Source organism: Amycolatopsis sp. WAC 04182, assembly GCF_003947465.1.
In the GTDB taxonomy this organism is placed as follows: Bacteria; Actinomycetota; Actinomycetes; order Mycobacteriales; family Pseudonocardiaceae; genus Amycolatopsis.
The window spans coordinates 392296-411510 of record NZ_QHJJ01000001.1; the positions used below are offsets into that span (position 1 = coordinate 392296).

General features: G+C 69.4%; 18 protein-coding genes. 6 read left to right on the forward strand and 12 right to left on the reverse strand.

Annotated features, from left to right (window positions below; all coding sequences use genetic code 11):
- Positions 1-63 precede the first annotated feature (63 nt).
- The 3 genes from cofC to DMH01_RS01870 are packed head-to-tail and all read left to right on the forward strand — an operon-like array spanning position 64 to position 3960.
- A complete protein-coding gene (cofC, locus tag DMH01_RS01860) occupies positions 64-669 on the forward strand; it encodes a 2-phospho-L-lactate guanylyltransferase (RefSeq protein ID WP_370323332.1) in 606 nt (201 codons plus the stop codon).
- A gap of 58 nt (positions 670-727) precedes the next feature.
- Entirely contained in the window at positions 728-3028 is a 2301-nt protein-coding gene (locus DMH01_RS01865) for an RNA degradosome polyphosphate kinase (RefSeq protein ID WP_199745335.1), read from the forward strand.
- The gene (locus DMH01_RS01870) at positions 3025-3960 is read left to right on the forward strand and encodes an NUDIX hydrolase (RefSeq protein WP_125673386.1); all 936 of its coding nucleotides are present in this window, start codon (positions 3025-3027) and stop codon (positions 3958-3960) included. Before DMH01_RS01865 ends, DMH01_RS01870 begins: the two co-directional genes overlap by 4 nt.
- A gap of 482 nt (positions 3961-4442) precedes the next feature.
- Here DMH01_RS01870 and DMH01_RS01875 read toward each other — a convergent pair whose 3' ends face one another.
- From DMH01_RS01875 to leuC, 3 genes are all read right to left on the reverse strand, one after another.
- Positions 4443-5108: an HU family DNA-binding protein gene (locus DMH01_RS01875; protein ID WP_125673387.1), complete on the reverse strand. Its 666-nt coding sequence runs from the start codon at positions 5106-5108 to the stop codon at positions 4443-4445.
- 253 nt (positions 5109-5361) lie between these two features.
- The gene (gene leuD / locus DMH01_RS01880; protein ID WP_125673388.1) at positions 5362-5964 is read right to left on the reverse strand and encodes a 3-isopropylmalate dehydratase small subunit; all 603 of its coding nucleotides are present in this window, start codon (positions 5962-5964) and stop codon (positions 5362-5364) included.
- Positions 5965-5995: 31 nt separating this feature from the next.
- A complete protein-coding gene (leuC, locus tag DMH01_RS01885; protein WP_125673389.1) occupies positions 5996-7414 on the reverse strand; it encodes a 3-isopropylmalate dehydratase large subunit in 1419 nt (472 codons plus the stop codon).
- A gap of 79 nt (positions 7415-7493) precedes the next feature.
- Here leuC and DMH01_RS01890 point away from each other — a divergent pair, with 79 nt between their 5' ends.
- Positions 7494-8195, forward strand: coding sequence for an IclR family transcriptional regulator (locus DMH01_RS01890; RefSeq protein ID WP_007031477.1), 702 nt, complete (start codon positions 7494-7496; stop codon positions 8193-8195).
- Positions 8196-8267: 72 nt separating this feature from the next.
- Here DMH01_RS01890 and DMH01_RS01895 read toward each other — a convergent pair whose 3' ends face one another.
- The 4 genes from DMH01_RS01895 to DMH01_RS01910 form a co-directional block, all read right to left on the reverse strand.
- Positions 8268-8660, reverse strand: a complete 393-nt coding sequence (locus tag DMH01_RS01895) for a hypothetical protein (protein ID WP_125673390.1) — start codon at positions 8658-8660, stop codon at positions 8268-8270.
- A 104-nt stretch (positions 8661-8764) separates the two neighbouring features.
- Positions 8765-9430 (reverse strand): response regulator transcription factor, encoded by a 666-nt coding sequence (locus DMH01_RS01900; protein WP_125673391.1) that lies wholly within the window; start codon positions 9428-9430, stop codon positions 8765-8767.
- 9 nt (positions 9431-9439) lie between these two features.
- The gene (locus DMH01_RS01905; RefSeq protein WP_125673392.1) at positions 9440-11089 is read right to left on the reverse strand and encodes a right-handed parallel beta-helix repeat-containing protein; all 1650 of its coding nucleotides are present in this window, start codon (positions 11087-11089) and stop codon (positions 9440-9442) included.
- Complete coding sequence (locus tag DMH01_RS01910) at positions 11089-11742, reverse strand: helix-turn-helix transcriptional regulator (protein WP_125673393.1); 654 nt, start codon at positions 11740-11742, stop codon at positions 11089-11091. Before DMH01_RS01910 ends, DMH01_RS01905 begins: the two co-directional genes overlap by 1 nt.
- 159 nt (positions 11743-11901) lie before the next feature.
- On the opposite strand from DMH01_RS01910, the gene DMH01_RS01915 reads away from it, so the two are divergent.
- The gene (locus DMH01_RS01915; RefSeq protein ID WP_199745336.1) at positions 11902-12567 is read left to right on the forward strand and encodes a response regulator transcription factor; all 666 of its coding nucleotides are present in this window, start codon (positions 11902-11904) and stop codon (positions 12565-12567) included.
- Complete coding sequence (locus DMH01_RS01920; protein WP_125673394.1) at positions 12564-13820, forward strand: sensor histidine kinase KdpD; 1257 nt, start codon at positions 12564-12566, stop codon at positions 13818-13820. The genes DMH01_RS01915 and DMH01_RS01920 overlap by 4 nt, the downstream gene beginning before the upstream one ends.
- Before the next feature lie 18 nt (positions 13821-13838).
- Here the strand turns inward: DMH01_RS01920 and DMH01_RS01925 are convergent, their stop codons facing one another.
- The 5 genes from DMH01_RS01925 to DMH01_RS01945 all read right to left on the reverse strand — a co-directional run bounded on the left by DMH01_RS01925 (position 13839) and on the right by DMH01_RS01945 (position 19088).
- Positions 13839-14294 carry a hypothetical protein gene (locus DMH01_RS01925; RefSeq protein ID WP_125673395.1) on the reverse strand — a complete coding sequence of 152 codons (456 nt, stop codon included), beginning with the start codon at positions 14292-14294 and terminating at the stop codon, positions 13839-13841.
- A 64-nt stretch (positions 14295-14358) separates the two neighbouring features.
- Positions 14359-14799 (reverse strand): hypothetical protein, encoded by a 441-nt coding sequence (locus DMH01_RS01930; protein WP_125673396.1) that lies wholly within the window; start codon positions 14797-14799, stop codon positions 14359-14361.
- On the reverse strand, positions 14796-18431 hold the full coding sequence (locus DMH01_RS01935; protein WP_125673397.1) for a hypothetical protein: 3636 nt from the start codon (positions 18429-18431) through the stop codon (positions 14796-14798). Before DMH01_RS01935 ends, DMH01_RS01930 begins: the two co-directional genes overlap by 4 nt.
- Positions 18400-18726 (reverse strand): hypothetical protein, encoded by a 327-nt coding sequence (locus DMH01_RS01940; RefSeq protein WP_125673398.1) that lies wholly within the window; start codon positions 18724-18726, stop codon positions 18400-18402. The genes DMH01_RS01935 and DMH01_RS01940 overlap by 32 nt, the downstream gene beginning before the upstream one ends.
- Positions 18723-19088 carry a YbaB/EbfC family nucleoid-associated protein gene (locus DMH01_RS01945; RefSeq protein ID WP_125673399.1) on the reverse strand — a complete coding sequence of 122 codons (366 nt, stop codon included), beginning with the start codon at positions 19086-19088 and terminating at the stop codon, positions 18723-18725. Before DMH01_RS01945 ends, DMH01_RS01940 begins: the two co-directional genes overlap by 4 nt.
- Positions 19089-19215: the final 127 nt, after the last annotated feature.

Sequence of the window (19215 nt, forward strand, 5' to 3'; positions counted from 1 at the left end):
GTCCAGGGAGGGTCGGGTAAGAAGTGAGATGTGGACCGTGTGGGCTTTGACCTGATAGTGCCGATGAAACGCCCCGCCGAGGGCAAGTCGCGGCTTCGCGGCGCGGTCGTGCCCGAGCGGCACCCCGAACTGGTGCTGGCGCTGGCCTACGACACGCTGTCCGCGGCGACCTCGGCGGACGGGGTCCGGCGGGTGCTGGTGGTCGCCGCCGACCCGGCGTCGGTGGCGGAGCTCACCGAACTGGGTGTCGAGATCGTCACCGAACCGTCGCTCGGCGGCTTGAACGAGGCCCTGCGCCACGGCGAAGAGCTGCTGCGCCGGGACTCGCCGTCCGGTCTCGTCGGTGCGCTGCAGGCCGACCTGCCCGCGCTGCGGACCGAAGACCTCACCGCCGCCCTCGCCGAGGCGGCCGGGGATCGGGCGTTCGTCGCGGACCGGCAGGGAACGGGCACGACCCTGTTGCTCGCGGGGGCGGGCCGCGCGCTGGCGCCCCGGTTCGGCGCCGGTTCCGCGCGGGCGCACACCGCGTCCGGCGCGACCCCGCTCACGATCGCCGCGGAATCGCTCAGGGCCGACGTCGACACCGCGGATGATCTCGCTCACGTTCGCACCCTGGGTGTCGGAAAGCGCACTTCAACGCTGTTGGGAACACCCTGCGTGGTGATGTGACGAGAGTTCACCCCGGCGACCCGCGCGCGGCGCACATAATCGCCCCGAGTGGTGAACAATGAAGCCCGTGAGCACAAATGACGGCGGCACCCCGAACTCGGCAAGGAAGCGGAAGACCTCCGCCGCGAAACCGGAACCGGACAACGGCACGGCGAAACCCGCCAGGGCGCGGAAGACCACTCCAGCGGCGAAGACCACCCCGCGCGCGACGCGCGGCGGTTCGGCGAGCCGTCCCGCGCAGGAGTTCCGCGCGCTGCCCGCCGCGCCTCCCGCGGTGACGTCGGCGCCCACCGCCGTCGAAACCCTGCCCGACGACCGGTACTTCAACCGTGAGCTGTCATGGCAGGACTTCAACGCGCGCGTGCTCGCGCTGGCCGAGGACGAGTCGCAGCCGCTGCTCGAACGCGCCAAGTTCCTGGCGATCTTCGCGTCCAATTTGGACGAGTTCTACATGGTGCGGGTCGCCGGGCTGAAACGCCGCGACGAGACCGGGCTCCCGGTCCGCAGCGCGGACGGGCTCACCCCGCGCGAGCAGCTGGCGTACATCGCCAAACGCAACCAGGACCTGGTCGAGCGGCACACGAACGCCTTCGAACTGCACCTGCGGCCGCAGCTGGCGGAAGAGGACATCCTCATCGTCGGCTGGAACGACCTCACCGGCGCGGACCAGCTCCGGCTGTCCAACTACTTCAGCGAGCAGATCTTCCCGGTGCTCACACCGCTGGCCGTGGATCCCGCGCACCCGTTCCCCTACATCTCCGGCCTTTCGCTCAACCTGGCCATCACCGTCCGGGACCCCGAAGCGGGCACGGAGCGGTTCGCACGGGTCAAGGTGCCGAGCAACGTGCCGCGCCTGATGCGGATCGAGCAGCAGCCGCGGGAGAGCCGCACCGCGACCTTCCTTCCGCTGGAGGAACTGATCGCCGCCCACCTCGGCGAGCTGTTCACCGGCATGGAGGTCACCGAGCACCACGCGTTCCGGGTCACCCGCAACGCGGACTTCGAGGTCGAAGAGGACCGCGACGAGGATCTTCTCCAGGCGCTGGAACGCGAACTGGCCCAGCGCCGGTTCGGCCCGCCGGTGCGGCTCGAAGTGGCGCAGGACATGAGCGAGCACATGCTCGAACTGCTGCTGCGCGAGCTGGAGGTCGACCCGCGCGACGTCGTCGAGGTCCCCGGTCTGCTGGATCTCACCTGTCTGCACCAGTTGTCGGGTGTCGACCGGAAGGAACTCAAGGACCGCCCTTTCGTTCCCGCCACGCATCCGGCGTTCGGTGAGCGCGAGACGCCGAAGTCGGTGTTCGCGACGCTGCGCGAGGGCGACGTCCTCGTGCACCACCCGTACGACTCGTTCTCCACCAGCGTCCAGCGGTTCATCGAACAGGCCGCCGCGGACGACAAGGTGCTCGCGATCAAGCAGACGCTGTACCGCACCTCCGGCGACTCCCCGATCGTCGACGCGCTGATCGACGCCGCCGAGGCGGGCAAACAGGTCGTCGCGCTGGTCGAGATCAAGGCGCGGTTCGACGAACAGGCCAACATCACCTGGGCCCGCACGCTGGAACGCGCGGGCGTGCACGTGGTCTACGGGCTCGTCGGGCTGAAGACGCACTGCAAGGTGTCGATGGTGGTGCGCCAGGAGGGTTCGACCATCCGCCGCTACTGCCATATCGGCACCGGCAACTACAACCCGAAGACCGCGCGGCTGTACGAGGACCTCGGCATCCTGACCGCCGACCCGACGATCGGCGCGGATCTGACGGATCTGTTCAACGTGCTGACCGGGTACTCCCGCCAGGACACCTACCGCAACATCCTCACGTCGCCGCACGGGATCCGCCGCGGCATCGTGCGCGCGATCGGCGAGGAGATCGAACTCGCCCGCGCCGGCCAGACCGCCGGGATCCGGATCAAGTGCAACTCGCTCGTCGACGAGCAGGTGATCGACGCGCTGTACCACGCCTCACAGGCCGGGGTGCCGGTCGACATCGTGGTGCGCGGGATCTGTTCGCTGAAACCGGGTGTGGAGGGACTGAGCGAGAACATCCACGTGCGGTCCATCCTCGGCCGCTTCCTGGAGCACTCGCGCGTCTTCACCTTCCTCGCGGGCGGTACGCGGTGGATCGGCAGCGCGGACATGATGCACCGCAACCTGGACCGCCGCATCGAGGCGCTGGTGCGGGTCAAGGATCCGAAGCTGACGGCGCAGCTGGACTACATCTTCGAATCCGCGCTGCACCCCTCGACCCGGTGCTGGGTGCTGAACTCGACCGGTGAGTGGAGCCCGTTCCCGGCCTCCGGCGACGACGTCCGCGACCACCAGGTCGAGCTGGCGAAGCGGCACGGGGCGGCGGGATGAGCGGGGTCATCCGAGCGTCGGGAGCCGTTCTCTGGCGCCGTGACGGGGACCGGATCGAGGTCGCGCTGGTCCACCGGCCGCGCTACGACGATTGGTCGCTGCCGAAGGGAAAGCTGGATCCGGGCGAGACCATCGCGGGCGCGGCGGTCCGGGAGATCGAAGAGGAGACCGGATTCGAAGCGGTGCTCGGCCGTTATCTGGTCCGGACCGAATACACCGTGGCGGGCGCGCCGAAGACCGTCGACTACTTCTCCGCGCACGCCGTTTCCGGTGCTTTCGCGCCGAATGAGGAAGTCGACGAGCTGCGCTGGCTCGACGCGGAAGCGGCGGAGAAACTGCTGACGCGGCCCGAGGACGTCCGGGTGCTGCGCGAGTTCTCCGCGCTGCCGCCCGAACTCACCACGGTCATCCTGGTGCGGCACGCCAAAGCGGGTAAACGCGACGAGTGGAACGGCGACGACGACCTGCGGCCGCTGTCGGACGCGGGCCAGCGCCAGGCCGAAGCGCTGCGTTCGCTGCTGCGCCACTACGCGCCCGGCAGGGTGCTCTCGGCGCCGCGGCTTCGTTGCGTCCAGACGGTGAACGGGCTCGCCGAAGACCTCGGGGTCGAGATCCGGCACGAGCCGCTGCTGTCGGAAGAGGGCTACTGGCCGGACCCGGTGCTCGGTGTCGCACGGCTGCTGGCCATCGCGGGCGACGGTGGGACGCCGGTGATCTCCAGCCAGGGCGGGGTGATCCCGGACGTCGTCAGCGCGCTGGCCGACCGCGACGGCGTCGACCTGACCGCCGCGCGCGGCGGCGTGGTGCCGTCGAAGAAGGGTTCGTTCTGGGTGCTGTCGTTCCGGGCGCCGACCGAACAGGACGGGCCGGTGCTGGTGGCCGCGGACTACTTCGCGTCGCCTTTGCCCACGCCCGCTCCCGCCCACCCCTGACGTTGCGAAAGCCACTTTCGCAACGTTGAAGGTTGCGAAAGTGGCTTTCGCAACTCCCCGGTGAGACGGAACTCGCGAGTTACCTCCCCAAGCACGCGAGTTACGTCTTTGATCACGCGAGTTCGGCGTCTGGACACGGGGAAAGTCGTGCGGCTCCCCCACGTGGGTGACCTGCCTTACTCCGGCAGTGTTCCTGCCCGTCGCTCCACTGTGGAGGGCGAAGCCGGGAAAGCGCGGCGATGCGTCCATCGGGGTGACCGGTGAAGCGGATTCTTTTCCGCGACTTCGCTCACCGGCACGAGAATCGCATCACATTCGCCGCAGAGGGGCCGCGGATCCGTTCCGGGACATGATCCCCAGGACATCCGGAGCGAGCGCGTCGGGGGAAACCAGGCGGCCGCACGGCATACCGGCCGGAAAATGCGGCAGGGCCCCGCGCCGTGCGCGGGGCCCTGCCGTTGGCTCACTCGTGACGAGGGAGCTTACTTCTTCTTCGCGGCAGCCGAAGTCCGCTTGGCCGGAGCCTTCTTCGCGGGAGCCTTGGCAGCGGTCGCCTTGGCGGCCGGCTTCGCGGCGGCCTTGGTGGCGGTCGCCTTCTTGGCCGTGGTGGCGCGAGTCGTGGCCTTGGCGGCCGTCTTCGGCGCGGCCTTGGTGGCGGTCGTCTTGGCCGCCGCCTTGGTCGCGGTCGCCTTGGCGGCCGGCTTCGCGGCGGCACGCGTCGTCGTGGCGGCGGCGCGGGTCCGCGTGGTCGTGGAACGCGTCGCGGCCGGGCGGCTGGCGGCCGTCCGGGTCGTCGTCGCGCGGGTGGCGGTGGTGCGGGTGGCGGTGCCGGCGGTCGCGCGCTTCACAGCGGTGGCCTTCGGCAGCTTCTTCGAACCACTGATGACGTCCTTGAAGGTCGTGCCGGCGCGGAACGCGGGCACGTTGGTCTTCTTGACGCGAACGGTCTCACCGGTGCGCGGGTTCCGCGCGGTGCGGGCGGCGCGGGCGCGCTTCTCGAACACACCGAAGCCGGTGATGTTCACCTTCTCGCCCTTGTTGACCGTCCGGATGATGATGTCGACAAGGCCATCGACGGCCTCCGACGCGACCTTCTTGTCGCCCAGGCGCTCCGACAGCGCCTCGATCAGCTGGGCCTTGTTGGCCATTCCAGTCCTCCAAGAAGAACTACTTGTACACGGCCCCGTCGGCCGACTTAGCGCACACGGTATTACCAATGCAGCACAAATTCCAAACGACGCGCGGAAATTTCCCTTGTCTCGGGGGCTGTTCCGCCTCCCGAGGGACCCCTTCGGGGCCTCTCGAGGTGCCGTTCGGTGTGGTTTCGGGGCTGCTGTGGAGGACCCCGGCCGGGGTGCGGATTCCCTGCTCAGCAAGGGAATCCGCCCCCTTCGGCCGGCCTTAGGAGGAGGCCGCCGGGAGGGTCACCGGCTTCCAGGAGGGGCGCCGGGTCTCGAAAGTGTCGATCTCCTCCGCGTGGCGGAGTGTCAGGGCGATGTCGTCGAGCCCTTCGAGGAGCCGCCAGCGGGTGTAGTCGTCGATCTGGAAGGGCGCGGTGAAGTCCTTGGCTCGTACCGTCTTCGACTCGAGGTCCACCGTGACCTCCGTCCCGGGCTCGTTTTCGAGCAGCTTCCACAGCAGTTCGACGTCCGCCTGCTCGACCTGAGCGGCGACAAGGCCCTGCTTGCCCGAGTTGCCGCGGAAGATGTCCGCGAACCGGGAGGAGATCACGACCCGGAATCCGTAGTCCATCAAGGCCCACACCGCGTGCTCGCGGGAGGAGCCGGTGCCGAAGTCCGGGCCCGCGACCAGGACCGACCCGTTCTTGAAGGGCTCTTGGTTGAGGATGAACGACTCGTCGGACCGCCAGGCGGCGAAGAGCCCGTCCTCGAAGCCGGTGCGGCTCACGCGCTTGAGGTAGACCGCCGGGATGATCTGGTCAGTGTCCACGTTGGACCTGCGCAGCGGGACCCCGACGCCGGTGTGGTGGGTGAACGCGTCCATGGTGGGAACTCCTTCGCGGATGTCAGCGATGTCAGCGAGCGACGGCGGGCTGCAGGTCTTCGGGGCTGGACAGCGTGCCCCGCACGGCCGTGGCGGCCGCGACGAGCGGCGAAACCAGGTGCGTACGGCCGCCCTTGCCCTGCCTGCCTTCGAAGTTACGGTTCGAGGTCGACGCGCTCCGCTCGCCCGGCTTGAGCTGATCCGGGTTCATGCCGAGGCACATCGAGCAGCCCGCCTGACGCCATTCCGCGCCCGCTTCGGTGAAGACCCGGTCCAGCCCTTCGGCTTCCGCCGCCTGGCGGACGCGCATCGAGCCGGGGACGACGAGCATCCGGACCGAGTCGGCGACCTTGTGCCCGCGCAGGACGTCCGCGGCGGCCCTCAGATCCTCGATACGGCCGTTCGTGCACGAGCCGAGGAAGACGGTGTCCACCGCGATCTCGCGCAGCGGCGTGCCCGGCTTCAGGTCCATATAGGACAGGGCCTTTTCAGCGGCGATGCGCTCGTTCTCGTCGCCGATCCGCTCCGGGTCGGGCACCTCGGCGCCCAGCGGGAGCCCCTGGCCCGGGTTCGTGCCCCAGGTCACGAAAGGCGTGAGCTCGTCGGCGTTCAGGCGCACCTCGGCGTCGAAGACGGCGTCGTCGTCGGTGCGCAGTTCGCGCCAGTTTTCGACGGCGGCGTCCCAGTCGGCGCCCTGCGGAGCGTGCGGACGGCCCTTCAGATACGCGAACGTCGTCTCGTCCGGCGCGATGAGCCCGGCGCGCGCGCCGGCTTCGATGGACATGTTGCACACCGTCATCCGGGCTTCCATCGACAGCTTTTCGATGGCCTCGCCGCGGTACTCGAGGACGTAGCCCTGTCCGCCGCCGGTGCCGATCTTCGCGATCACCGCGAGGATGACGTCCTTCGCGGTGACGCCGGGACGGAGTTCACCGTCGACCGTGATCGCCATCGTCTTGAATGGACGGAGCGGCAGGGTCTGGGTCGCCATCACGTGTTCGACCTCGGAGGTGCCGATGCCGAACGCCATCGCGCCGAAGGCGCCGTGCGTCGAGGTGTGACTGTCGCCGCACACCACGGTCATCCCGGGCTGCGTCAGGCCCAGCTGCGGGCCGATGACGTGCACGATGCCCTGCTCGGCGTCGCCCATCGGGTGCAGCCGGACGCCGAACTCCTTGCAGTTGGCGCGAAGGGTGTCGACCTGGGTGCGGGACACGGGATCCGCGATCGGCAGCTCGATGTCGATCGTCGGGACGTTGTGGTCCTCGGTCGCGATGGTGAGGTCGGGGCGGCGCAGTTTCCGGCCCGCCAGGCGGAGTCCGTCGAACGCCTGCGGGCTGGTGACCTCGTGCAGCAGGTGGAGATCGATGTAGAGCAGGTCGGGCTCGGCCCCCTCGCCGCGCCGCACCAGGTGCGACTCCCACACTTTCTCGGCCAGTGTCCGGGGCATTTCCGGCTCCTCACATGCGGTGAAATCGGTACTTCCCACCATCTGGACATCTCAAACTTCGGGAAGATAGTATCGGCTTGTGGGACAGCATAGCGGTATCGGAGTACTCGACAAGGCCGTGGCCGTGCTTCAGGCCGTGGCCGAAGATCCTTGTGGCCTGGCGGAACTGTGCACGCGGACCGGTTTGCCGCGCGCGACGGCGCATCGGCTCGCGGTCGGCCTCGAAGTGCATCGCCTGTTGCGCCGCGGCCCCGACGGGCGCTGGCGTCCGGGTACCGCGCTCGCGGAACTGGCGGGCGGTTCGACCGACCCGCTGCTCGACGCGGCGAGTTCGGTGCTGCCGAAATTGCGCGACATCACCGGCGAAAGCGTTCAGCTGTACCGCCGCGACGGCGTCCAGCGCGTCTGCGTTTCGACCGCCGAACCGCCGAGTGGGCTTCGTGACACGGTGCCGATCGGTTCACGGCTGCCGATGACCGCGGGCTCCGGCGCGAAGGTGCTCGCCGCGTGGTCGGATCCGCACACGCAGCGCACGATCCTCACCGAGGCGGTGTACGGGGAGCGCACCCTGCTCGAAGTCCGCCGCCGCGGCTGGGCCCAGAGCGTGGCGGAGCGGGAACCCGGTGTGGCGAGTGTCTCGGCGCCCGTACGGGATTCGACGGGCACCGTCGTCGCCGCGGTGTCGGTTTCCGGGCCCATCGAACGTATAGGGCGTAAACCGGGGGCGCGCTGGGCCGCGGACCTCCTCGCCGCCGCGGACGCGCTACAGGAGCGTCTCTGAGCTCAAGACGAGTGAAGGCCCCCTGCGGCGCAGGGGGCCTTCACTGTTCCCGTCCCGAAAGGACGGGCCGGATCAGAACTCGTCGGCCTTGGTGAGCTCGTGTTCGAAGGTGTCGGCACGCGTGACGAGGGCCTTCAGCGGGTGTTCGAACTCGTTGACCAGATTCAGATCGACCAGCGGGATCGTGTGCTTCAGCAGCGCGACACCGTCGACCACCGCCGCGCCGCCGACCGAATTCCCGCCCGCCAGTTCGAGCAGGCGCCGCAGATCGATCTTGTCGGCCCAGCCGACCGGAGACGAGATCTCCACCCACTCCGCGCCGTCGTGGTCGGGCAGGTGGTGCAAGGAGACCTGCTGTCCGCGGCCGTCGCCGGTGTCGACCCGGAACCGGAGCCAGTCCCCCCGCTCTTCGAGCACCTCGTACCGCGCCCGGACGAAATTGATCACGCCTGCCCAGATGGACACCCTCGTCACCTCTCGGTTTCGCCGCCTCGTGCGCTGTCGAGCATGGCACATCCGGGGCGGGCGGGGCGCGCGGGAGGGAGCTGTGACCCCAGTGGCGTGAGTGACTACTGAAGCGGCGCCATCCGGTAACCCGACCCTCGCACGGTGTGGATCAGCGGCGGGTCCTTGAGCTTCCGCCGCAGCCGCGCGATCACGACGTCCAGCACGTTGGACGCCGGATCCGCCATCTCGTCCCACGCGTACCGGATGAGTTCCCGCCGCGAGACCGGCCGCCCGGTCGCGGCCATCAGCCGCTCCATGACGAGATACTCCTTGCGCGTCACGGTGAGCAGCACGCCCGCCCGGGAGATCTGATGCCTGCCGGTGTCGAGTTCGACGTCGGCGCAGCGCAGGACCACCGCCTGCCCGGCCATGTCGCGGCGGCACAGGCTGCGCACCCGCGCGATCAGTTCCGGCATCGCGAAGGGTTTGACCAGGTAGTCACCGCCGCCGACGCGCAGGCCGTCGATCCGGTCGGCGACGCTGTCGCGCGCGGTCAGGAACAGCACGGGCATCGGCCAACCGGCGCTGCGCCGGTTGCGCACGTAGGCCAGCGCGTCGCCCGAAGGCAGCATCCGGTCGAACACCGCGCAGTCGTAGGCGTTCACCATCAGCGCCTCGTCCGCGCCGGGGAGGTCGGCGGCGGTGTCCACCGCGAACCCGTCCCCGCGCAGCGCGAATTCCAGCGCCACCCGCAAGTTTTCGTCGTCCTCGGTCACCAGCACCCGCACACCGGAACGTTATCGCGCGATGGCCGCCTCCACGTCGGCCACGTGCAATCCGCGCAGTTCTTCGATCGCGGGCATCCGGCCCAGCAGCCGCAACCGTTGCGACTGAGCCGTGCGCGCCTTCTCGAACAACAGGCGCGCGTCCCGGGCGTTGCCGAAGTTGACGTCGCCGGAGACGCGCTGGAAATGGCCGGTGAGCACGGGGCCGGCGGCGGGATCGACTTCGTAGTCGCCCGCGGACGCCATCCGCCCGAAGATGGCGAGCAGTTCGTCGGGGCTGTAGTTCTCGAACTCGATCGTCTTGCCGAAACGGGACGCGAGACCGGGGTTCGCGGCGAGGAAATCGACCATCTCGCCGGTGTATCCGGCCACGATCACGGCCACTTCGTCGCGATGCTCCTCCATCAACGGGACCAGGGTGTCGATCGCCTCCTGGCCGAAATCGCCGCCGGAGCCGGCGAGCCGCGTCAGCGTGTACGCCTCGTCGATGAACAGGACGCCGCCCTTGGCCTCCTCGAACACCGTCGCGGTCTTTTCCGCGGTGTGCCCGATGTACTGCCCGACGAGATCCCGGCGGGACACCTCCCGGAACTGGCCGACCGGCAGGACTCCCAGCGCCTTCAGGAGTTTGCCGTAGATCCGCGCGACGGTCGTCTTCCCGGTGCCGGGCGCGCCCGCGAAGATCAGATGGTGCCCGGCCGCGCCGACGGGCAGCCCGGCCCGGCGGCGCCATTCGTTGACCTGCAACTCGTCGACCAGCGAGCGGACCTCTTCCTTGACCCCGGGAAGGCCGATCATCGCGTCGAGTTCGGCGAGCATCTCGTCCAGCGCGTTGTCCCCCACGGCGCCGGGATCCGCGGCCTCACCGATCGTCGGCGTCGCCCCTTCGGCGATCGCGATCCCCGGTTCCGCGGTGTTCGAGACGCGGCATCCGGAGATCTCGCCGCCGCAACCGGAAGCGAACGAGATCCCCGGACCCCGGGTGTCGGTGACCGTGCACCGCTTGAGAACCGGCACCCCGTGGTGCGCGACGGCGATGCCTTCGTGACCGGTGTGCGAGACGGTGCAGCCTTCGACGACCGGCCGGGCGTACTGGTAGACGTAGATCCCCCTCAGCCCGCAACCGGTGACCGTGCACCGGAGCACGACCGGATCGGCGCCCTGCCCGAGGGTGATGCCGTCGCCCGTCACGTCTTCGACGGTGGTGTCCTCGATCCGCCCCGGCGAGCCGTCGACGACGATCCCCTGTTCCGCCCCGGAGATCACGCAACCGCTCACGGTGAACGCCGTCGTGCCGCGGATCGCGATCGCCGGGCCGCGTCCGCCGGAGACGGTGCAGTTCCGGACCGCGAGTTCCGTGTCGTCGGCCTGGATCGCGGACGCGGCGCCCGCCAGGACTTCGATCCCTTCGAGGACTAGCGCTCCGCCGGTGGCGCGGAAAACGGGCCGGTCCGCACCCCGGCCGTCGACGACGACGGTGGCTCCGTCCGCCGCGGCCAAGGTCACCCGGAGGCCGGCCAGTTCGACGGTCTCCGCGTATTCACCGCCCGCGATGGTGATGACGGCGCCGTCGGACGCTTCCGTCAAAGCGTCACCGATGGTCGGGTACGCGCCTGGCCGCTGGGCCACCAGAAGGACACGGCCGGGAGTCGAAGTCGTCATCAGCCCGCCTTCGCCATCAGCCAGCCGCGGTCGACGGCCTTGGCGCCCGCCTGGAACCGGCTGCGCGCGCCGAGCCGGTTCATGATGTCGGCGACCATCCGGCGCACCGTGCGCACCGAGACACCGAGACGCGCGGCGGCGGATTCGTCGGTGGTGCCGGAGAAGAGCAGCGTCAGCAGTTCCTGCTCGCGGCAGGTCAGGATCGAGGCGTTCCCGGAGTCCGGGAGATCCAGCGGGACGAGCGGGGCGGCGGCCTGCCAGATCCGCTCGAACAGCCCGACCGTCGCGGTGACCACGCCGGGCAGCCGGAACACGGCGGAACCGGCCTGCCTGCCTTCCGCCGGGAGGACGACCGAGGTCCGGTCGATCACCAGCGCGTCCATCGGTACCTCGGCGTCGGTCCGCACCTCGGCGCCTGCCCGCGACAGGCGGTTGAGCGCGCCGGACATCCGCGCGGAGTCGGGGAAGAGCACCTTGTGCCGCACGCCGGGCCGGACGTTCGCGAGCGCGATCCGCTGGAACGCGGTGTCCGTTCCCGTGCTCATGACGAGCACCTCGCCGGTCGCTTCCGCGAGAAGCTCGCCGAGTCCCGCCCGGTCGCCGCCCGGGCCCGTTCCCGTGACCAGGCTGAGCTGGCCGGTCTGCACGGTCATCGCAGGTTCCTCCCTCTTCCCCCGGCGCGGTGCCGCCGACGACGTCCTGTTCATGCCAGTTCCCCGCCGTCCGGGCGGCCGCGGGCACCCGACGCGTTAGCGTTCAGGTGCTCCGGGAACTGCACGCGTCTACTTTCGCTGTCCGAACATGAGGTTTTGATGACACGGGTGATGGTCGTCGAAGACGACGAGAATCTGCGGCTCGCGCTGGTCACGCAGCTCCACGCGGCCGGCTACGTCGTCGACGAGGCGGGTGACATCGCGACCGCGGACCGGCTGCTGCGCGGAACGCACCACGACTGCGTGGTGCTGGACCGGATGCTGCCGGACGGCGACGCCATCGAGTACGTCCACATGCGACGGCAGCTGGGCTGGCGGGCGCCGGTGCTGTTCCTCACCGCCCGCGACGCGCTCGCCGACCGGGTGGCGGGGTTCGAGCACGGCGGCGACGACTACCTCGTGAAGCCGTTCGTGATGGCCGAACTGACCGAACGGGTCGCCAACCTGTGTCACCGGTCGGCCTTCGACCGGCCCTCGGTGCTGCATCACGAAGACCTGGTGATGGACTGCGCGCGGCGCGAGGTGCGCCGGGCGGGCGTGCTGCTCACCTTGACCAACAAGGAGTACGCGGTGCTCGAATACCTGCTGACCAGGGCGGGCCTGCCGGTGCAGCGGGCCGACCTGATCGAGCACTGCTGGGACGCGCAGGCCGATCCGATGTCCAATGTGGTCGATGTGGTGGTGAAGCGGTTGCGCCGCAAGCTGAAGGAACCCGAACTGATCCACGCCGTCCGAGGCCTCGGCTACCGGCTGGGCGCGCGGTGAACACCCACTCCTCGGCCGATCGGCTGCGCAAGCTGCGCTGGACGCTGACCGCGTTGTTCACCGTGATGAACACCCTCGGGCTGGTCGTCTTCGCGTGGCTGCTCATCACCGAGGACGGTGACCAGGGCGAGGAACGGACCGACGCCGCGCTGACCCAGGTCACTTCGTCGGTCAGCAGGCTGGTCGCCTACGACGACGGCACCGTCGGCTTCGGCTTGGTCAACACCGACGTGCTGAACGACCGCTGCCCCCAGTTCGCGATCCTGCCCGGTGGGGCGCCCGCGTTCCAGCCGCATTTTTCGCGGGCGAACTGCGTCCAGATGAGCATGCACCTGGTGAACGGCCTCGCCACCGAGGCGGTGAAGACCGGCAAGCTGGTGCTGGGGCATCAAAAGGCCGCCGACGGCGCCATGGTCAAGGTCCGCGCCGAACCGCTGCGCGACGGCGACGGCAAGACGTTCGCGGCCGTCGTCGCGGTGCAGTCCACCGAGGCCGAAGACGCCGCGCACACGCGGTTCACGCTGCTGGTGATCGGCGGCACCGTGCTGCTGGTCGCGGTACTGGGCTTCGCGGGCCACCTGCTGTCCGGCCGCTCGATCCGCCCCGCGGCCGCGGCCTTGCAGCAGCAGGAGGTCCTGCTCGCCGAAACCGCGCACGACCTCCGCACCCCGGTCGCCGCCCTCCGCGCGCTCGCCGAAACCGCGATGGCCAACCCCGCGCAGTCGGCGGAACTCCTGCCGCGCACCGTCCGGCTCGCCGCGAGAATGGGCGGGATCATCGACGACCTCCTCGTCCGCGCCCGGCTCGCCGCCGGGGTGGAACAGCTGAGCATCCAGCCGATCTGGCTCGATCAGCTGGTGGTCGGCATCGTCGAGGACACCGCGACCGAAAACGCCGAAGTCACCGTCACCGCCGCGCCCACCAAGGTCAACGCCGATCCCGCGCTGCTGCAACGGGCGATCGGCAACCTCCTCGACAACGCCATGCGCTACGGCCGCCACCCCGGCTCGAAGGCGTTCGTGCACCTGACCGTCGCCGGCGGCACCGTGACCGTCGCGGACCACGGCCCGGGTATCGACACGACGATGGCGGGCGACGCCTTCGACCGGTTCGCCAGCACCGGCGGATCTTCCGGGCTCGGGCTGTCGATCGTGCGATGGGTCGCGCAGGCGCACGGCGGCACCCTCGCGGTGTACAACGCCGACGAGGGCGGCGCGATCTTCGAACTGCGGTTCCCGGTCAGCCCGAACTGACCGGGAACGGCGTCGGCCTCACTGGTTCTTCGTGCCCGCGGCGGCCAAGCCGCGTTTGAACCAGTCCGGCATGTACTCCTCGCCGCGGGGGAACCGTTCCTGCTCCAGCGCGAACTCGTCCGGGGACGGGTACGGCTGGAAGTCGGGCTCGTTCTGCCAGTTGTACTGCACCCGGAATCGGGACGGAGGTTCGATGACGAGCCTGGCCGAGAACCAGGTTCCTTCGCCTTCCTGGTACATCCCGCCGCGCAGGCGCTGGAACATGCGCCACGTCTCGACGGACGGTTCCCACACCTGATAAGTGCCGTTCGGGTCGAGCACGCCGACCGCTACGTCGATGTTCTTGCCGACCACCCGGTAGTCCAGCACCACCTCACGCCAGCCCGGCGGCAGTGCACCGACCACGGACAAGGTGATCTCGCCCAGAAGCTCGTTCTGGGCGACGGGGTCGAGCTGAGGCCATTGAGCAGCCATCCGGTAGTCCTCCCGTTCAACCGTCACCGATCAGGCACGGCGTTTCATCATGGCACGGGGCCGTTCAGCCCCGGGTCTCTCGTTCCCGCTCGAGTTGTGCGCCCTGGACGAGCAGGTCCCGCAACCACGGCGGGATATGTGCCTCGTCGCGCGGAAAGGCTTCCAAATCACGGGTGAAGGCGGTCGGATGCAAGGGCGGCCACCACTGCGGGTCCTCGTCGAAATTGAACGAGAACTCCGGGGGCACACCGTCTTCCAGCACCAACGTCGCCGAGAACCAGGTCCCGCGATCCGGTTCGTACATCCGAGCACGCAGTTCCCGGAAGCCGCCGCGCACTTCGGCGGGCAGGTCGACGTCCCCGTTCCGGCCGTCGTCCAACCGGATTTCGGTGGCGTAGTCGTAGGCCGACACCGTCGCGGACACGGTGAGGCTGATCCGTGCCCAGTCGTCCGGCGCGGCATTCGCCAGCGCGGACACGATGCCGTCCGTGAGCTCGTCCATCATGAGTTCTCTCCGTAACGCGTACGTGGACCGTAGTTGACGTTGGAAGGATCGTTCGGGAAGTCCCGTTGCCTGGTCACCCTGGAAAGCTCGACCGGTTTCCCGTCCGCACCGAGGACGGGGTTGCCCTGAGCGTCGACCTCGTGCACGACCTCTTGCCAGCGCATGGTCACATTCTCCGGAACACCGTTGCTGTCGCCTTCCATCCGGACCTGGTAGTTCTCGATCTTCTGGCCGGGCCCATCGGCGAACTTGCCCAGCTCCGCCTCCTGAGCCCGCCATGACGCCTCATGGATCCAACCGTCCTTGTAGTGGCCGCTGTTGGACGCGGCCATCTGGGGGTGCATGTTGACGTACTCACCGGGGCCGCCCATCTCATGTGCCGCCAGGTGGCCACCCGCCCATTTGACATGGCCGAACAATTTCTTGTACACGGGGTGGTTCTTGTACGACGCCTTTCCTTCTTTGCCCGACCTGTTCTGCGACGCGTTGTCGCGGAAGTCGTCGTGGCTGCCCTTGAACACGGGTTCGCCGGTCATCGCGATCGGCTTCCGGTTCTCACCGACCTCGAAGGTCCAATGCTTGCTCGGATCATGGAAGTTGGGCACGCGATACTGCGTATTGGGCTGCAAGGGATGACGCAGATCGGGGTTGTGGAAGGGCTTCTTGTTCGCGAGCGTCGTTTCGACGTGGGTGACCCTCCCGTCTGCGTCGGTGAAGAAGCGGCTGCTCGCACCGTTCTTGTATCGGACGTCGTATTCGGCGTTCGCCGCCAGTGGTTTCTCACCTCGCAGCGCCTGCGGGATCCCGTCGGGATGCGGCTTGCGGTTCTGCTTGCGCGGTTCGACGTCCTCGATGACCCTGGGCGAGTCGATCGGACCGTGGCCATCGGGTCGTTCCCTCGGCCCGTCGAACGTCGAGTCGTCCGGACGGTTCCAGTCCGCGAACCGCTCGGAGAACTCCGGTGAGTCCGGGTCGATCGTCCGGGGCTTCGGTACCTCGTCGTACGGCGGGCGCCCGGTGTCATCGGGGACATGCGTGTCCTCGTGCGGAGTGTGCTGGTCCCCGCGGTCGTCACCGTCACGGTCACGGTGGCCGCCTTCGTGCGGTCCCTCTCCGTCGGGATGCGCCCGAGCCGGCTCCGGGTTGATGGCGGACTCGATGTCCCGTACCGGAGGAACGTGCTCCTCCGGAGCCCGTGCCGGGGGAACGTCTCCGTCCGGCGCGCGGGCCGGCTGCGGATGCCGGGGGTGGTCGCCGCCTCGCATGGGGGGCTCCGGCCGCCTGGAATGCCGGTCCAGGAAGGGATCGCCCATCGGCATCCTCGAACCCGGACGGCGCGGCCCGGGTTCCGGCCACAGGCCCCCCGAGCCCTGGGGCGAGCGGGTGGGCGGCCGCGGTGTCTCCGGAACCGGACCTTCCGCGCGCGCCGCCGCCCCGGCCGAAGGCGTTTGCCCGGCCAGTTCGGGCTCGCCCTTCGGGGGCGGCGTGTCCGGATGCTCGGCCGGGCGAGGTTTGCCGGCGTCCAGGTCGACGTCGACGAGGGTGGGGTCATGCCGCGGCGGCAGTCCGGGATCACCGTCCGGCAGGGATTTCGGCGGGGCCGCCTCCTCGGGCGCCTTTTCCTTGTCCTTGGGGGCGGTGTCCTTCGGGGTGGATTCCTTGGGCGGAGGCGTATCCGTCACCTTGCTGGTGGGCAGCGCGAAGTGACCTGCGGCGCCGTCTTCGACGGTGTGCACGAGGCCGAGCACCCTGGCGACCGTGTAGAGCGCCTTCTGCCTCGGCGTCTGTGGCTGGACCGGCGTGGTCCCCGCCCAATCCTCCTGCGCCTTCCGGACGGTTTCCTCCTCCGGGAGCCCCAGGTGTTCGCGGGTGTCGGCCGGGTCGACCCGGTCGGACAGCCTGACTTCCCCGGTCTCGGGATTGATGGTGGCCGTCGGCTCGTCGGCGTCCCGCGCGCGATGGCCTGTCGCTTCGGGGCTCCCCGACTGGGAGTGATGAGACGGCGCTTCGGCGGTGGCGGGGTTCTCACCGCGGGCCGGCGGCGCGGGAGTCTCGTTCGCCTTGGGGGCGGGGGAACCCTGCTCGGTTTCGGGGGTGCGGTGTGAGCCGGGGTCCATGGCTTCGCCGACCGAACCGGGTCGTGTCGGAGGCTCTGGCCGGGTGACGGGCTCGGGCCGTGTCGGTGGGTCAGGGCGGGTCGGCGGGTCAGGACGGGTCGGCGGGTCAGGGCGGGACGAAGGTTCGGGACGTGCGGAAGGTTCGGGCTCCCGTACCGGGTTTCGTTCCTCGGGCGCCCGACTCGGCCGCCGTTCGTCGGGAACGTGGTCCGGTGTCCGGTCCCCGGGCGGCCGGTTCGGCGGTCCCTCGGGCGGTGGTCCGTCCGGCGTCCGGTCACCCGGCGGATTCGTCGCTGGTGTCTCGTCGGGTGTACGCGGGGTGTGCGGTGGCGGCGGGGTGTCCCCGGCGTGCGCCGGCACCCCGGCGGGCGAATGTCCGAGCCCGACCTTCGCGAGCAGCGAGTCGACACCCGGGATCTTGCGGACGGCTTTCGCGGCCAGTTCGGTCCCGGTGGGGATCTTCGTGATCGCCGTTCCCGCCTTTTCGGCGACGCGGCCCGCGGCCGCGACGGCACCGACCTTGCTCCCGGCCGCCGCGGTGCCCGCGCCGCGGATCGCCGCGCCCGCGCCCTTGGTGCCGAGCACCGCGCTGGCGATGTTGAAGGTGGTCTTGCCCGCCGCCCGGGACGGATCCTCGCTCCAGGTGTCCCAGGCGACCATGGTCTTGCCCGCTTCGACCAGCGTCGAGCCCATTTCGCCGCGGTCGAACCCCGGGAGCCCGACGGTCTGGTCGAGCTGCGCCAGTCCCGGGGTCGAGTAGGTCGCCACGGCGAGGCCGAACTTGCCCAGTCCCTTCCACGCGTCACCGAAAGTGGACCAGGAGAAGTGGCCGTCACCGTAGCCCGCAAGCGCGGCGAAGCCCACGAACATCTCGACCGCGCCTTCCCACATGCCGACGAAGAACGAGCCGACCTCTTCCAAGCCGTCGACAAGTCCGCCGAGGAATCCCTCGCGTGGCTTCTTCGGCGGTTTGGTCTCCTCGCCCGCCGGTTTGCCGACCTTGCTCGCGTACTCGGTCAGCAGGGTGCTGAGCTGATGGGCGACCTGGATGGCGAAAACCGTCCGCGTCGCCCAGCAGGTGCATCGGTCGAAAAGTTCGTTGTTGTCGGAGATGTGCTTCCTGATCGCGTGCTTCGCGGCGACGATGAGGTTTCCGTAGTCCCGGCAGGCCAAGGACAGGCTGTCCATCATGACCGCCATCTCCTTGACCCCCGGTTCACCGAGCGAACCGTTGTTCAAGGAATGGATGGCGTAGAACAGCTCGAAACCGGCGGCGTCCGTCCAGACCTTGCGCAGTTCCGCCGCGGCGTTGTCGGAAAGTTGGACGGCGGCACGCAGCGCGTTCGCGGACGCGGTCCACGCCGTCGCGAGATCCCACGCGGCGGTCTCGCTGTCCGAGGGCCAGATGGCTTCCTTGGTCTGACCGCCGTTCTGGACCACCCAGTTCCAGAGATCCCCGTCCGGCTCGACGATATCGGTCATGTCACCGGTCGAACCGGCCGGCGATGGTGCCATCGGCGGCTTGGTAGGCCTGCACCGCCTGGCCGCCGTTGTCCGCCAGCTGCCGGTAGATTCCGGGGATCTGGTCCATGGCGGAGGCCACCGCGGTCCGCGGTGTCGTGTAGAGCGCGGTGAAGGCGCGCCCCAAGGGACCGGTGCCGATCTGCCCGGGAACGTCGATCTTGCCACGCTGGAGCACCCAGGCAGGGTCGAGTTCGTCCCCCGCGGCGCGCAGCCTGTTCAGCTGTGCCACCGTCTCGCCGGGAAGCATGTCGATCTTGCCGTTCCCGTCACGGTCGATGCCCGTCATCGAAGCCTCCGGTCCAGTTCGTGCAGCAGCGGGTCGAAGCGCAGGTCCGTCGTCTCGGGAGTGGCGTCGGCGGGCAGGAAGCCCGCGACGATCTCCATGACCTCTTCCTGGGAGCGTTCGACGGCCCGGTGGAAGGTCTCGGTGATGTCCCGCGCCAGCGCGGCCGAATCGGGCGCCCGGTAGATCCGCGGGTCCAGCCACAGTCCGATGAGCTCACCGGCCCCGCCGACGGTCACGCCGATCAGTCCGTCGTCCGATTCGGCGGTGGCCCGGATCTCGGCCATTCTCCGTTGAGTGGACCGGATGTCCTGGGCCAGTCGCCCGTACTCGGCCCGCATGTCCAGCTGGAACGGCGAATCCATGGCACCTCCCCTGTTCGCGTCCCCGTCAGCTTGTCCGCGTCCGGCGCTTCGCGGGGCCGCGTGACCTGTTGCTGTCACTCGGGTTCGTCGGGTCGCTTCGCGCACGACCATGGGAGACGAGGAAAGG